The 16202-nt window shown below is 35.7% G+C and carries 15 protein-coding genes; 12 read left to right on the forward strand and 3 right to left on the reverse strand.

Annotated features, from left to right (window positions below):
• Positions 1-94: 94 nt before the first annotated feature.
• From D8M06_RS15625 to motS, 12 genes are all read left to right on the forward strand, one after another.
• The gene (locus D8M06_RS15625) at positions 95-412 is read left to right on the forward strand and encodes a thioredoxin family protein (RefSeq protein WP_121205536.1); all 318 of its coding nucleotides are present in this window, start codon (positions 95-97) and stop codon (positions 410-412) included.
• Positions 413-469: 57 nt separating this feature from the next.
• On the forward strand, positions 470-1270 hold the full coding sequence (locus D8M06_RS15630; protein ID WP_121205537.1) for a DUF1444 domain-containing protein: 801 nt from the start codon (positions 470-472) through the stop codon (positions 1268-1270).
• 18 nt (positions 1271-1288) lie between these two features.
• Positions 1289-1894: a YtpR family tRNA-binding protein gene (gene ytpR / locus D8M06_RS15635; RefSeq protein WP_194074642.1), complete on the forward strand. Its 606-nt coding sequence runs from the start codon at positions 1289-1291 to the stop codon at positions 1892-1894.
• A 299-nt stretch (positions 1895-2193) separates the two neighbouring features.
• Positions 2194-5046 (forward strand): DNA translocase FtsK, encoded by a 2853-nt coding sequence (locus D8M06_RS15640; RefSeq protein WP_121205539.1) that lies wholly within the window; start codon positions 2194-2196, stop codon positions 5044-5046.
• 150 nt (positions 5047-5196) lie between these two features.
• Positions 5197-6312, forward strand: coding sequence for a nicotinate phosphoribosyltransferase (locus D8M06_RS15645; RefSeq protein WP_121205540.1), 1116 nt, complete (start codon positions 5197-5199; stop codon positions 6310-6312).
• Positions 6313-6449: 137 nt separating this feature from the next.
• On the forward strand, positions 6450-7760 hold the full coding sequence (gene murC, locus D8M06_RS15650) for a UDP-N-acetylmuramate--L-alanine ligase (protein WP_121205541.1): 1311 nt from the start codon (positions 6450-6452) through the stop codon (positions 7758-7760).
• A 427-nt stretch (positions 7761-8187) separates the two neighbouring features.
• On the forward strand, positions 8188-8604 hold the full coding sequence (locus D8M06_RS15655) for a DUF948 domain-containing protein (RefSeq protein ID WP_121205542.1): 417 nt from the start codon (positions 8188-8190) through the stop codon (positions 8602-8604).
• Positions 8605-8616: 12 nt separating this feature from the next.
• Positions 8617-9033: a YtxH domain-containing protein gene (locus D8M06_RS15660; RefSeq protein ID WP_121205543.1), complete on the forward strand. Its 417-nt coding sequence runs from the start codon at positions 8617-8619 to the stop codon at positions 9031-9033.
• A gap of 463 nt (positions 9034-9496) precedes the next feature.
• On the forward strand, positions 9497-10576 hold the full coding sequence (locus tag D8M06_RS15665; RefSeq protein ID WP_121205544.1) for a bifunctional 3-deoxy-7-phosphoheptulonate synthase/chorismate mutase: 1080 nt from the start codon (positions 9497-9499) through the stop codon (positions 10574-10576).
• Positions 10577-10864: 288 nt separating this feature from the next.
• Positions 10865-11866: a catabolite control protein A gene (gene ccpA, locus D8M06_RS15670; RefSeq protein WP_121205545.1), complete on the forward strand. Its 1002-nt coding sequence runs from the start codon at positions 10865-10867 to the stop codon at positions 11864-11866.
• Between the two features lie 79 nt (positions 11867-11945).
• The gene (gene motP / locus D8M06_RS15675) at positions 11946-12773 is read left to right on the forward strand and encodes a flagellar motor protein MotP (protein ID WP_121205546.1); all 828 of its coding nucleotides are present in this window, start codon (positions 11946-11948) and stop codon (positions 12771-12773) included.
• The gene (gene motS, locus D8M06_RS15680) at positions 12763-13545 is read left to right on the forward strand and encodes a flagellar motor protein MotS (RefSeq protein WP_121205547.1); all 783 of its coding nucleotides are present in this window, start codon (positions 12763-12765) and stop codon (positions 13543-13545) included. The genes motP and motS overlap by 11 nt, the downstream gene beginning before the upstream one ends.
• A gap of 120 nt (positions 13546-13665) precedes the next feature.
• On the opposite strand, the gene D8M06_RS15685 is transcribed toward motS, so the two are convergent.
• Genes D8M06_RS15685 through D8M06_RS15695 form a run of 3 tightly spaced genes read right to left on the reverse strand, consistent with a single transcriptional unit; the run spans position 13666 to position 16127 of the window.
• Positions 13666-14826: an acetoin utilization protein AcuC gene (locus tag D8M06_RS15685; protein WP_121205548.1), complete on the reverse strand. Its 1161-nt coding sequence runs from the start codon at positions 14824-14826 to the stop codon at positions 13666-13668.
• Positions 14823-15473: an acetoin utilization AcuB family protein gene (locus D8M06_RS15690; RefSeq protein WP_121205549.1), complete on the reverse strand. Its 651-nt coding sequence runs from the start codon at positions 15471-15473 to the stop codon at positions 14823-14825. Before D8M06_RS15690 ends, D8M06_RS15685 begins: the two co-directional genes overlap by 4 nt.
• A complete protein-coding gene (locus D8M06_RS15695; RefSeq protein WP_121205550.1) occupies positions 15474-16127 on the reverse strand; it encodes a GNAT family N-acetyltransferase in 654 nt (217 codons plus the stop codon). It lies immediately after the preceding gene.
• Positions 16128-16202: the final 75 nt, after the last annotated feature.

Consider the following 16202-nt stretch of genomic DNA (forward strand, 5'->3'; position numbering starts at 1 on the left):
GAGCCTTAATCGTTGAATTCTTTTATTTGAGTTCTCTAAATTGAAACGGATGACAAATAACGATATGATAAATTAGAAAAGGGAGTTGAAAATAATGAAAGAATTACAATCCGAGCAACAATATAATGAATTAATTAACAAAGGAAATCTCATTGTTCTGTTTTCTGCAGATTGGTGTGGAGATTGCCGGTTTATAGAGCCTGATTTACCGGAAATCGAAGAAGCATTTCCTGAATATACATTTATTAAAGTGGACCGTGATAAATTTATTGATATTTGTGTAGAAAATGATATTTTAGGAATTCCTAGTTTTTTAGCTTATAAAGAGGGCAAAGAGGTAGGCCGTTTTGTAAGTAAGGACCGCAAAACGAAAGAAGAAGTTACTAACTTTATTAAAGGTTTACCTGCATAAATAGATAGAATAAGAAATCGGTTTATACCGGTTTCCTCAGGAAGGAGGACTTTCAAGTTGAAAATAACAAGTCTTCAAATGAAAAAGAAACTGGAACAGAGGCTAGCTAATGAAAACTACCATACATCCTTTAACCGTGACAAAGATACTTTTCGCATTGAGTGGAAAGATACAAAAAAAGGAATGACTATTTCTTTACCAAATGTCATTGCTAAGTTTAATGAGCGGGGGGAAAGTGCGATAGATGACCTGGAACAGCATGTAACAGAAGCACTTCGCATTATGAATGAAGAACATCATTTAACAGGGATGGAAAGAAATATCTATCCTGTTATTCGTTCTACTTCTTTTCCAACGGAATCTAAAGGAAGAAAATTAGTTACAAAAGATCATACAGCTGAAACCAGAATTTTCTATGCTCTAGATCTAGGGAAGTCCTATCAATTAATTGATGAGACATTACTCGAAAAGGAAGGCTGGGAAAAAGCACGTATTGATGAAATGGCAAGTTTTAACGTTCGTTCTTTATCTACAGAACCAAAGCAGGATACGGTTGCAGGAAATGACTTCTATTTTATAGCGACGCAAGATGGTTATGATGCGAGCCGTATTCTGAATGATGTATTCTTAGAGGAGATGAAAGCAAACGCAAAAGGGGATTTAACTGTTGCTGTCCCGCATCAGGATGTACTAATAGTAGCCGATGTTCAAAATAATACTGGGTATGACATCTTAGCACAAATGACGATGAAGTTTTTTGCAGATGGAAGGATTCCAATTACATCACTTCCTTTTATATACGATAACAAGAAATTGGAACCTATCTTCATTCTTGCAAAAAATCGACCAGAGAAATAGTAAGGAAGGATGAACGAAATGGATGTATTCTATAATCCAAATGGTATAGGCGATGTGTTGATCGTGCCAATTGAAGAAGGAAATCGTTATGAAGTAAAACATGAGAAAATAGGAGATATAGTTCGTATTGTATCGAATGAAGGGCAGTTGTTAGGCTATAACATTTTTAACGCTTCGAGACATTTTAAATTGAAGGATACTGGTGGGATTAAATTAACGGAAGATCTATTAGCAGAGATTAAAAATCTCTTTTTAGAGAATGGTATAGATGATAAACTTGATGTTGATCTATCTGCTAAATTTGTCGTTGGTTATGTAGTTAGTAAAGAACAACATGAAAATGCTGATAAATTGAGTGTCTGCAGGGTAGATGTTGGGGAAGAAAAGCCCTTACAAATTGTATGTGGTGCACCAAATGTAGACAGAGACCAGAAAGTAGTTGTAGCAAAAGTAGGAGCTACTATGCCAAGTGGGATGAAAATTAAGCCAACCGAACTCCGTGGTGTACCGTCCAATGGCATGATTTGTTCGCAAAAAGAATTAGGGTTACCAAACGCTCCTAAAGAAAAAGGAATTTATGTATTAGAGGATTCATATCAAGTTGGGGATGAATTTCCTTTTTAACTTCCCTTATTTAATGGGCTATTGCTGAAGCAGAAATCAAGAAGCGTGACAATCATCGCTTCGAGTTACGTCGTATTCTGTATCAATTCCCACGAATCAAAATAACCAAATGTGTCTTTGAATAAGAGCAATCTGCACTAGAGTTAGTGTGGATTGCTTTTTTTGTTTACCTCCCCCAAAAACTCATTTCAAAATAAATACAATCCGCTTACAATTAGCAAATTATCTTTAAAACAAGATAAAACGTGCTACAATAGGAGATACAAAAATTGTAAGAATTAGAAATGAGAGTGAGTTTTATGTGGGAAAAATGGAAGAAAAAAATAAAAGAATTATTTACAGATAATGAAGAGGAAACGACTCCAATCGATGCACCAGTGTCAAGAGAGCGAGACCATGGAAAACAGAACATACAGGCGAGGGTGTCTTATAAATATCCAAAACCAAAATCGTTTCGTTTCCCAGTGATTCCTGATGAAAATGAACCTATAAAAAGAAAAGACAAACGTGATAATCGAGAAAAAAGAGTAAAAGAAAACAATAGAAGCTCCGTGTATGAAAGAAAGAGAGTCGATACACCTACAAGAGATATTCATCATAAACTCAAAAGAAATGTGCGAGATTCTTCTAATAATAATCAACAAAAAGAAAACATCCACACAGCAAAAAACAATAAACAACAAACAACCTTGAATAGTAACAAAATATATAAAAAGACGGATAAACCGTTCGAGGTTACTGAAGTTCCGTCACCTATATATGGTTTCCGTAAGCCTAATAAGCAAGAGAAAGAAATTCAGGATGTTCCAGCATTTGTTAGAAATGCGGATAAACGAGAGAAGGAAAAATCGGACTCTAAGGATAACAATGAACAAAAATCTATACATACAGACGGAGTTTCGGCCTTTTCTGAGCAAGTGGCTAGTACCGTTGAACAGGAATTAGACATAGAAGAAAACTTAGAATCAGTAAATAAATATAAAATAAATCCAGTACAATCTCATGATTCTAATATAAAAAGAACAGAAGAAATCATGACGGAACAAAAAGAAACGAAAAATGAATGGGAATTATCGGAAGAGACGGATGCAGATAAGAAAACTGAAATGGAAGAACAACAGAAAAAAGATGAAACTCCAGAAAGTACTAAAAAAGAGGCTAACCACTTAGATTCGTATGGTGATATACAACAACATGGAGACGGTCAGAATATGGATAACGAGGATAACGCAAATAGCGAAGGCTTTTCCGGAGAAAAAATAAATCAACCTGACCAAGTAGAAGAAGATACAGAATCTAGAGTTCCATTTGAAGAGTTAAGTATGGAAGAGAACGAAATGGAAGAAGCGACAGAGAAATCAAAACCAGAAGAGCCAATACAAGAAGAAATCACAATGGAACAAATAGAAGCATCTAAGTATGAACCAATAGAAGAACCTACGAAAGAAGAACATATAGAAGAAAAGGAAGTAGAAGTAGTCAATAAGAAACAAAATCCAGACTATAACAATGAAAGTAGTTCAACGCAAGAAAACAAACCATATGTTTTTCCTTTTAATGTTATTATGACACCAAGTGATAAACGTAATCTACGGAAAAGAGAATTGGAAACTAAAAATAAGCAAGTAAATAACAATCATCCAGATAAACAGAATGAAGTTAAAGAAGACAAGCCTAAATTATTCGAGGAAGCTTCTCCGGTATCTAAAAAATTTGTACCATCAGAAGTAAGGAAGGAAGAAGAAACAACAGATAAGCATATCCCTTATCACTTATTGAATGATCCGGTCCCGAGTAGTAATGACAATCAAATATGGGTGGAACAACAACAATGCTTGCTAGAACAAACCTTAAAACACTTTAATGTCCGTGCAAATGTAGTAAAAGCGACACAAGGCCCTTCAGTAACAAGGTTTGAGGTTCACCCAGAACTTGGAGTAAAGGTAAGTAAAATTAAGAATCTAAGCGATGACCTTAAATTGAACATGGCGGCAGAAGATATTCGAATTGAAGCACCTATTCCAGGGAAAAATACCGTTGGAATAGAAATACCAAATCAAAAGGCGCAAATGGTTGGGCTTCAGGAAATATTTGAAACAGAAGAATTTAAAGACAGTGAATCACCGCTAACGATAGCACTGGGATTAAGTATCGAAGGGGAACCTAAAATTACAAACATCCAGAAAATGCCCCATGGACTCATTGCGGGTGCAACAGGGTCAGGAAAAAGTGTTTGTATTAACACGATGCTAATTAGTTTAATCTATAAAGCAAGTCATGAAGATGTGAAAATTCTACTCATTGATCCCAAAATGGTTGAATTAGCACCATATAATGGAATTCCACACTTGGTTGCACCAGTAATCACTGATGTTAAAGCAGCTACACAGAGTTTGAAGTGGGCAGTCAATGAAATGGAAGACCGTTATGGTAAGTTTGTTCATGAAGGAGTCCGAAATATTGAGGGCTATAATAAGAAAATGAAACAACAAGGTCGGATGGAAGAGAAAATGCCATTTATCGTTATTGTAATCGATGAGTTAGCAGACTTAATGATGACCTCACCACAAGATGTAGAAGATTCTATTAGTCGTATTGCACAAAAAGCAAGAGCTTGTGGAATTCATTTAATTCTAGCGACGCAACGACCATCTGTTGATGTTATTACAGGATTAATTAAGGCAAATATTCCAACAAGAATTGCCTTTAGTGTCTCTTCACAAGTTGACTCACGTACGATTATTGATGTAAGTGGTGCTGAGAAATTGTTAGGTAAAGGTGATATGTTATTTGTGGAGAATGGTGCAAGTAAAAGCATTCGTCTACAAGGACCATTTGTTTCAGACGAAGAAATAGAAAGAGTTACGAACTATGCAAGAAGTATTGCGGAACCAAATTATTTATTTGAACAAGATGAACTACTAGAACAAGTTCATGTTGATGAAGAAGAAGATGAGTTATTACAAGAAGTAATAGATTTTGTGCTCAATCAAAATAGTGCAAGCACTTCAATGATTCAACGACGTTTTAAAATAGGATATAACAGGGCAGCCCGCCTAATTGATACACTTGAATATAGAGGAATCATTTCTGGGCAAAATGGCAGTAAACCACGGGATGTATTAATTACTCAAAAACAGGAAGAATTATAATATTTATGTTACTATATTAAAAAAGATAAATCGTGTAATATTTCACACAATCTTCTTTAGAATACATCTTAATGAAAGTAGGAAACTCCGAAGCCAAGTACTTGGTATTTGGTGGCCTGCCTTCTAACCTGCGAAAAAGGAGTAACTATGATGAAAGAAATTACCTTAAAACTGAATGGAGAAATTAAACGACTCACTAATAATACCTTTAAATTCGATGAACGTATTAAAGAGGGATGGTTTTCTGCAGTTTATTTTTTAAAAACCAAAAAAATTGTAGAAGAAAAAGTTCCAAATAATCATGTAACGATGCAATTTTTTCAAAAAGAAAATGCAGTATTATGTGGTACGGATGAAGCGATTGCTCTGCTCCACACTTTTGCTGATAATCCAGAAAAATTAGAGATTCATTCATTAAAAGATGGAGATAAGATTGAACCGTTTGAGACCGTATTAACCGTTTCAGGCGCATACCAGGATTTCGGTTATTTAGAAGGAATTATTGATGGGATCCTTGCAAGAAGAACATCCGTTGCAACGAATGTATACAATGTGGTAAAAGCCGCAAAATCTTCTGGTAAACAAAAACCAGTTATCTTTATGGGTGACCGAGATGACCATTATACTACCCAAGCTGGAGACGGGTATGCTGCATATATTGGTGGATCAACAGCGCAAGCAACCCATGCTATGAATGAGTGGTGGGGGAAAGAAGGAATGGGTACCATGCCACATGCGCTAATTCAAATGTTTCGTGGGGACGTAGTTGCAGCAACAAAGGCATATCATGAAATTTATCCAGGAGATGAGTTAGCTGCGCTTGTTGACTATAACAATGATGTCATAACAGATTCATTAAAAGTTGCTAGAGAATTTGGAGATACACTAGCCTCCGTGAGATTGGACACGTCAAGAACATTAGTTGACAAGTACTTTTTAAGAAATCATCATTTAATGGGTTCATTTGATCCTAGAGGTGTAAATCCTGAACTGATATTCGCTTTAAGAAAGGCACTGGACGAAGAAGGATTCGAACATGTTAAAATCATGGTTACTGGTGGTTTTACGGAAGAACGTATACGCAAATTTGAATCAAAAGGTGTTCCAGTAGATATGTATGGTGTAGGAAGAAGCCTTCTTAACCTTAGGATAGGGTTTACTGGAGACAATGTCTTATTAAATGGAGAACCAGAGGCAAAGGAAGGGCGTCGCTATAGACCAAATCCTCGTCTGGAAAGAGTGGAATATTTTAATATAAATGAATAAATTATATAGAAGCGGAAAAAGTAAGAAGTACTCCAAAAAATTATATTTCATTCTACCTTATTTTTTGTTATAATTAATCAGGATTGCGAACATTTTTCGGGATGAACTATTTGATGAACATGATGGAGGTTCGTTTTATGACAACTTACCATTTTATTGGTATAAAGGGTACGGGAATGAGTGCTTTAGCACAAATTCTTAGTGATTCAGGGGAAAAAGTACAAGGATCTGATGTAGAGAAGAAATTTTTTACTCAAGAAGCATTGGAACAGAAAAATATTCCTATTTTCCCATTCTCTGAAGACAATGTAAAAGAAGACTATACAATCATTGCGGGTAATGCGTTTAAAGATGATCATATAGAAATAAAAGAAGCCAAGCGATTAGGATGTACGTTTTATCGTTATCATGAATTTTTGGGTGAATGGTTAAAACAATTTACAAGTATAGCAGTAACGGGTGCGCACGGGAAAACCTCTACTACTGGGTTGTTAGCACATGTTTTAAAACAGGCTTATCCGATTTCCTATCTAATTGGAGATGGAACTGGAGGAGGCCATGTCGATAGTGAATATTTTGTTTTCGAAGCTTGTGAATATCGACGCCACTTTTTAAGCTACGAGCCGGATTATGCGATCATGACCAATATTGATTTTGATCATCCAGACTATTTTACAAGCATCGAGGATGTATTCAATGCATTTCAATCGATGGCAGATCGTGTAAAAAAAGGAATTATCGCTTGTGGTGATGATGAACAACTGCAGCAAATACAAGCAAAGGTTCCTGTAGTCTATTATGGTTTCGGTGATACAAATGATTTTCAAGCACAGAATGTAATGGAGACTGAGGAAGGAACCACATTTGATGTTTTTGTGAGAAATACCTATTATGAAACATTTACCATTCCTATGTATGGGGATCATAATATATTAAATGCTTTGTCTGTCATTGCAATTTGTCATTATGAAGATGTTAAAGCAGAAGATATAAAAAATCTTTCCACATTTAAAGGCGTAAAACGTAGATTCACTGAAAAAACGGCTGGTACTCAAATATTAATTGATGACTATGCACATCACCCTAAGGAAATTATGGCTACTATCGAATCGGCTAGAAAAAAATATCCAAGTAAAGAGATAGTAGCTATTTTCCAACCGCATACTTTCACTAGAACGAAGACTTTTTTGCAAGAGTTTGCCGATAGTCTCAGTGGCGCTGATTATATTTACTTATGTGATATTTTTGGCTCTGCTAGAGAAGAATCAGGAAAACTAACTATTCATGACTTGCAAAAGCTAATTGGCCAAAGTGAGATATTGGAACTAGAACATACAGAAGTACTTGCTAAATATCAAGACAGTGTTTTAATCTTCATGGGAGCTGGAGATATCCAAAAATTCCAGCTTGCGTATGAAAGTAGATTAAGCAACACAATACAGCAATAAAGCTAATTTTTCACGAAGAAGTCTGAAATGTTTCAGGCTTTTTTATTTTGGTCCAGGAAATTATAAAAATTGACAAGATCTGGATAATATACATATGGCCCCGTCCAGCTCAAGCGTCCTGCCAGAAAGAGTCTCGCAAAAAATGATGGAAGAAAGAAATAACTTTTTTAATAATAAGCAGGAATTCAGACCTTAATGTCGAAATTGTTATTAGAAAGATATATACTAGAATTATGCTATTTAGTAGCATTTTTTACATAGGTTTAGGTTTTTGTGATTAGGGAATTATTAATGATAAAATGGTTTAAAATTATTAATAGGTAGTAACAATGTTCAAAAAGCATTATATTGGACATCCTAATAAAGTATTTGTCTATTCTCTTAAGAAATGTACTAATTTACATACTAAAGGAGCTGAAACAACCATATGGAATTCTTACTGTACATTGCTGCGTTCATCGCCGCTGTCGCTTTTGTAATTTTAGTGATATATGTGGTTGTTGCATTAAAAGCAACAAGACAGACATTAAGTGACGTTTCTGAAACGCTGCAAGGGCTTGAAAAGCAGATGCAAGGGGTTACAACTGAAACTACCCAATTGCTTCATAAAACCAACAAACTAGCTGATGACATGGATCAGAAAACAACGAAATTGGATTCTCTGTTTGAAGGGGCAAAGGGGATTGGTGATTCATTAAAAGATTTTAATCAATCTCTTAAAAATATCTCCAATAGTATCCAAACAGCTTCAAAAGTAGACCAGGAAAAGGCTGCACAAGCTGTTAAATGGGGAGCAGCAGTTGTCGACTTTATTAATACTAGGAAAAATGCAAAAAATAAATAGGGGGTAATGTAAATGAGTGAAGAGAACAACATTAACACAAAGGATTTTGTCATAGGAACATTAGTTGGAACAATTGTTGGGGCTTCAGTTGCCTTAATGTTCGCACCCAAATCCGGTAGAGAGCTGCGCGGTGACATCAATCAAGGCGCATTACAAGTGAAAGACCGTGCAGGGGACTGGAAAGATATTGCGCAAGAAAAAGGTTCTGATTGGAAGAATAAGGCCTTTACTACAAGTACTGAGATTAAACAGCGTGCAATGGATACGACTTCCCAGTTGTCGAAAAAAACACAGGACCTAACAAAAAAACTGTCAGATAAGTTTAAAAATACTTCAAGCGAAGATGAAGAAGTATTAGATACTGAAGTAGATGCAACAGAAGTAGAAACTTCTGATGCAGAACCTGAATTGGAGAAAGTGGAAAAATAAAATCGTTTCGAAAACTGCAGTTTATAATATAAACTGCAGTTTTTTATTTTGGCCCTTTTCAATATTTTGTTGCTTTTATAGATGTCATGATGTTAGATATTACTGATAACTTGAATTCGTAGTCTTTCGTCAACGTGCCTTCCCCGTTGGAGTCGACTGCCCTCCATTCCAATCAGCCATCTTAAGCTTACCAAACATGCTAAGAAGTTATAAATTAGCGGAGCGGGTAAATGCAGAAATCATCATTATGTCAAAATCTACCACCTTACCTATATGATTGGTCTTGTTAATTTAATCCTGCATACTTACGAGTACTAATTTATCACTTACAAATAGTCTAAAATGAAATAATAAATAAAAAAATCTATAAATATATGAATCTAATGGTGACAAATGAAAGAAATTTAGCTATAATTGTCACTAATTATTAAAATTTAAACTATTTCTTCTGGGGGCGCATAAAATGACAAAAGAATTTGAACAGTTAAGAAATCAATTAGATGATGTAAATTTAGAAATCCTAGAATTAATTAATCGACGAGCAGCATTAGTTAAAGACATAGGTCAGGTTAAAACAAGACAAAGTATTAAAAAAGAATTTGATCCTGTAAGAGAACGGGAAATGCTAGATTTGATTACCTCAAAAAATACAGGACCATTTGAAAACTCGACCATTGAACATATCTTCAAAGAGATTTTTAAAGCTGGTTTAGAGTTACAAGAAGATGATCATCGAAAAGCATTACTAGTTTCCCGTAAGAAGAAACCTGAAAATACAGTTATAGATATAAAAGGTGTGAAAATCGGAAATGGCAATACGAACCATGTATTTGGTCCTTGTGCTGTAGAAAGTTATGATCAAGTTGCGCAAGTTGCTGAAACAGTTAAATCAAAAGGTCTCAAATTGCTCCGTGGTGGTGCATTCAAGCCAAGAACATCACCTTATGACTTCCAAGGACTTGGTCTGGAAGGCTTGCAAATTCTTAAACGAATTGCGGATGAATATGATTTAGCTGTAATTAGTGAAATTGTTACACCAACAGATTTAGAACAAGCAAACGATTATATCGATGTTGTTCAAATTGGTGCAAGAAACATGCAAAACTTTGAATTATTAAAAGCAGCCGGAGATCTTGGCAAACCTGTATTATTAAAACGTGGTTTATCTGCCACAATTGCTGAATTTATTAATGCGGCAGAATATATTAATTCTCGAGGAAATGGAAATATTATTCTATGTGAACGCGGTATCCGCACATACGAAACAGCAACAAGAAATACATTAGATATTTCTGCAGTTCCAATTTTAAAACAAGAAACACACTTACCTGTTATGGTTGATGTAACTCATTCGACTGGTCGTCGTGATTTATTACTTCCAACTGCAAAGGCTGCACTAGCAATTGGAGCAGATGGAATAATGGCAGAAGTGCATCCAGATCCATCCGTTGCATTATCTGATTCAGCGCAACAAATGGATATTCCAACATTCGATAATTTCTATGAGGAATTAACAAATTTAGAATCACGTCTTAAAGCATAATGATAAACCATCTATTCGAATGAATAAAAAAGGCTAATCTTCGTGGTTAGCCTTTTCTTGATTTTTCTGCAATTGTTATACGATTATATATTGGGTAGTCTTTAGAGTGTGAAAAAGCTTGTCAAAAAATTTTTTAGAAAAGATGTTAAATAGTTAACATAGTTTAAGGATTTGCTGTAGAATATAAGCTACATAAGCTTACATTGATAAATTTTTTGTGTTTTTTTTCATGTTAGAGTATGATATATACAATAGTAGTGGATTTAGGAATTAGGAGGTAACAAAATAATGACTATAACAATATATGATGTAGCAAGGGAAGCAAATGTATCTATGGCTACGGTATCACGAGTGGTGAATGGCAATCCAAATGTGAAACCAACCACACGTAAAAAAGTATTAGCGACAATTGAACGTTTAGGCTATCGTCCTAATGCTGTAGCTAGAGGACTTGCAAGCAAGAAAACTACTACCGTGGGAGCAATAATTCCAGATATCTCTAGTGTTTTCTTCTCTGAGTTAGCGCGCGGAATAGAAGATATTGCAACAATGTATAAATATAACGTAATACTAAGTAATTCAGATCAAAACAAAGATAAAGAGTTAGGTCTGATAAATACTATGTTAGAAAAACAAGTGGATGGAATCCTTTTTATGGGTGGAACAATTTCAGAAGAGCATCTGCAGCAATTTAAAACTTCAAATGTTCCAATTATCCTAGCTGCTACATATGATGATACGAATGAAATGGCTTCAGTTAATATTGATTATGAACAAGCAGCATATGAGGCCACTAAATATTTTATTGATAAAGGTAAGACACAACCGGCATTTGTAAATGGTTCAGATGATACAAGTATCAATCAACATAAATATAATGGATATAAGCGTGCATTTGAAGAAGCTGGTTTAACCGTTAATGAAGAATATATTGTACAAGGCGATTATTCATATGAATCCGGAATAGAAGCAGTAAAACAATTAGAGAAGCTATCGAATAAACCAAATGCGATTTTTGTAGCTTCTGATGAAATGGCATTAGGAGTTATTCATGGGGCGCAGGATATGGGTTACAATGTTCCCGATGATGTGGAAGTATTTGGTTTTGATAATACACGACTTGCTACAATGGTTCGTCCGACACTATCAACTGTTGTACAACCAATGTATGATATTGGTGCAGTAGCAATGCGTCTATTAACGAAGTATATGAATAAAGAAGAGGTAACAGAAAAAAATGTTATTCTACCACATCGAATTGAGTTAAGAAATTCAACTTTGGATAAATAATGCCGATATAGATATAAATGGCTGTTTCATCTCTGATAACATCCATTTTATCATTAAAGATTTTGAGGAGATTGTGCATATGAGTAAACGAGATTTATTAACTCCTATCGGCATTACACTGGGTTTTATCATGATTTCGCTTGCCATCCTCTCTAAAGGTAGATCGGATGGTGTATCATCATTTTTAGATATTGCAGGGGTTTTTATTGTCCTTGGTGGGCTAGTAGCATCCATGCTTGTAACGTTTAAAATGAATCAAATTAAGTTAATAGGGAAGGTTCTTAAAGCTGCTTCTTATCAAAATAATATGCCATTGCCTGAATTGATTGCTCTCTTTGTCCGATTATCGGAACGTGCAAGAAGAGAAGGAATTCTTGCTTTGGAGAATGACCTAGAAGAAATGGATGATCCTTTTATCAGAAAAGGGATATTGCTTGTTGTTGACGGTGTAGAACCGGAAGTAATTAAAGATATTTTAGAAGCAGAAATTATAGCCATGGAAGACAGGCATGCAAAAGGTCGAGCATTGTTTGAAAAAGCAGGGGAATATGCACCCTCATGGGGAATGATTGGTACATTAATTGGGCTTGTAATGATGTTAAATCATTTATCAGATCCCGCAACACTTGGTCCTAGTATGGCGGTTGCCTTGTTAACTACACTATATGGCACGGTCTTAGCCAATTTGGTATTTATACCATTGGCTAATAAACTAGAGGGGAAGACAGAAGAAGAAGGATTTATTAGACAAATTATCATAGAAGGAATACTTGGAGTACAGTCTGGACAAAATCCTAGGATCTTGGAAGAAAAATTAAATGCTTTTCTTCCAAAAGGTACGATAGACAATCCAACCAATGGAGAAGAAGTGTCTGATTACTTGGGAGAAACCGTAAATGAAGCGTAGAAAAGGGATGAAGACGAAGAATCGCGGAGCTCCAAAATGGATGGTTACATATTCAGATATGGTAACACTTATTTTAGTTTTTTTTGTGTTACTATTCTCTATGTCACAGATTGACCAAGAACGGTTTGAAGCTGTTTCAGAATCGTTTCAAAATCGGATGATTTTTGATTTTTTTCCATCGGCTGTACCTATGGATAATCCAACTGATCATTCGGTCCATGATAAAGAGGACGAACTGTCAGATGAATTTAAGAAGCCTTTAGATAATGAACTGGACGATAAAGGGAACACTACAGAAACGGAAGCTGATTCTTTAAATAGTTTAGTAGAAGAAGTGGAATCTTTCTTAGATGAGAATAATTTAAATGGTGTCATTACAGCTAATCGCTCAGAAGAAGGTGTTGTACTTGTTCTGCAGGAAAGTATTTTATTTGAAACTGGGGAAGCGTATATTTTAGAATCTGCTGAGTCATTTTTAGATAAAATAGGAGTCTTTCTGGAAGATGTACCAAATAATGTTCGAGTGGAGGGGCATACAGATTCTCGTCCTATTAAGAGCTACAGGTATCCATCAAACTGGGAACTTTCAGGGGCAAGGGCAAGTAGTGTCATACGATATTTGGTGAATCAATTCCAAATAGATGATAGTAGATTTATATCTGTTGGCTATGGGGAAACGAAACCTGTTGCGCCGAATGATTCAGAGGGAAACTGGCGAGAAAACAGAAGAGTTGAGATTGTTATATTAGAAATGTCAAAAGGAGCTGAATGATTTCAGCTCCTTTTTTTTCGGTTGTAGGAAATTATAAACATAGGCAAGAATGTAAATAACATACATGAATGTCTATGTCCAGCTTCACTGTCACCTATTCTAATATTGCATGAGACAATCTTATTGACTTTGTACCCTTGTATATTTAAGTAAATGAGTTAATAGTTTTTTGTTCTTCTCTTCGATTTCTGCTTTTCTAGGAATATTTGGAAATGCATCTTTGGTGTCATGCCAATGTTGTGGAAGTTTTATTGGAGATTTTGGTTGCCATTTTTCAAGCCAGGTTCTTGGAAGGATACCTGTTGCAATTGTATCCGATTTCATTATATTCCATATCTGTGCCCATGCCCGAGGAACGACTCGCCATATGTCGTATCCACCGCCACCTGTTGCTATCCATCTTCCATCGCAGTACTCGTGTGCTAATTCATGTGCTAATTCTGGAATTCGCTCATAGATCTTCATACTGCTGCAAAGATGGGTGAGTGGATCGAAAGTGTGCGCATCTGCTCCGTTTTGTGTCACAATTATATCCGGTTTAAAAAAATGAGTTATACTGCGAAGGGCAGATTCATAGGTTTCTAGGAATGAATCATCCTGAGTAAACGCATCTATTGGTAAATTAAATGAATAGCCATGGCCCTTTTTTATTCCTCGTTCATTTACATTACCTGTACCAGGGAAAAGGTATCTGCCCGTTTCGTGGATGGAAAAGGTACAGACATTTGGATCATCATAAAACGCCCACTGTACTCCATCCCCATGGTGTGCATCTGTATCTACATATAATACTCGTAGATTATAATGTTCTCTAATGTATTTAATGGCAATTGCACCATCATTATAAATACAAAATCCAGACGCTTTTCGTTTGAATCCGTGATGCAGCCCGCCACCTAAATTTAAGGCATGATTGGCACGACCGTTTAAGACTTCATCAACTGCAGTTAAAGATCCACCAACCAATAAGCTGGAAGCCTCGTGCATTCCTTCGAAAATGGGAGTGTCTTCTGTCCCAAGGCCGTACTCTGCTCCTTCATCTTCCTGTAGTTTACCATTACTTGCCCTTTTAACTGCATCTACATAAGCTACATCATGAAAAAGCGAAAGTTCCTCATCTGTTGCCATTCTTGGAGGAACAATATCTTCACTATTCAGTGCTTGAGTATGCTCCAACAACTCCTTCGTCAACTGAATCCGTTTTTGGTTAAATGGATGCTCTTCGTGAAAGTGATAACGCAAGAATTCATCTGAAAAAATAAAGGCTGCGTTCTTCATCATACTTTTGGCTCCGGTATATTATTTGGCCACATTAATTGATAGCCAGCTTCACGCAAATCTTGAATGATAGGATTTGGGTTCATTGTTTGAATACGGAATACTAGTATTTTGAATTTCGGATCTTTTTTATATGGGTACACTAAGACAGAGGCGATATTTACCTTGCGTTTACCAAATATCTCTGTGACCTTAGGTATATTACCAGGAACATCAGGAACTTTTACTTCAATTAGTGAACTTTGTACATGTGTTCCTGTAAGCTGAATAAGAGTATATAGCATATCTTTTTCCGTAACAATTCCAACCAGTTTATTGTTGCTTACAACTGGTAGACTAGCAATCTCTTTATCATAGAAAACACGAGCAATTTCTTCCACAAAATCTAATGGATGAATAGTAATGACTGGGCTGCTCATTATCGTCTGAATCTCGTTTTCTAACTCTTGATTATCAGAGACATCTAAAAGTATGGATGGACTCGCATCTCTAACATCACGGTCAGAAACAATACCAATAACGTGATAATCATCATTAACAATAGGAATGTGTCTAATTTTATTATCTTGTAGCAGCTGTAGTGCCTCTGCAATAGTTGCGGTAGGTGGTAATGTAATGACTTCCGTTTTCATAATTTCTTCTACTAACATTTATATACCCTCCCTCATTGAACGATTTTTATGTCTCGTTAAGAATCGTAATTGATCAAATCGGTTTATCGATTCAACGGAGACATTTTTCCCAATACGAACCATTAAACAGTTTGCAGGGTGTGATATAATTTCTGGATCATCCGTTGGAGCAGGATGTAGACCACCAGATGCCATCATTTTTTCCATTACTTTTCGGTAATTCCAAATACTTAGATTAGTTTCATCTAAATCCCAGTGCCAATAATACTCAGTTGAAATAATAATGTAGTTCTCCATAAATTCATCCATCATGGATAATTGGATAAGATTTGAGGCAACCTTCTCTCCGCGATAAGCTGGGATAATTTCAATGGCCCCTAATTCTATTAGCTCTTCCATGTTGAACTCAGACCATCTTTCAAGAGGATCCGGGTGAAGGTAGGTGACATAGCCGATGATGGTATCTTCCGTTCTTGCAACAATTATTCTTCCTTCTGGAAAGTCAGCGATACTTAAAAGTGCTTCAAACTGTTTGTGGGCAGGCCGAAATGCGGTTAATTGTTCATGGAAATTATATTTTTTTAATTCAGTTGATGGAAGTGGACCTTCTATTATTATAGTTCCTTTGGATGTTTCAAGGTGTTTTGCATAATATGTCTTGATGTGTTCCATGTATTCACCACCTGTTAATTGGGTATTCTTGAAAAAGGAAAGCGTATCCATTTTGGGTGAAATAGGATTTTTTCC

Source organism: Oceanobacillus halophilus, assembly GCF_003628505.1.
GTDB classification, from domain to species: Bacteria; Bacillota; Bacilli; order Bacillales; family Amphibacillaceae; genus Oceanobacillus; species Oceanobacillus halophilus.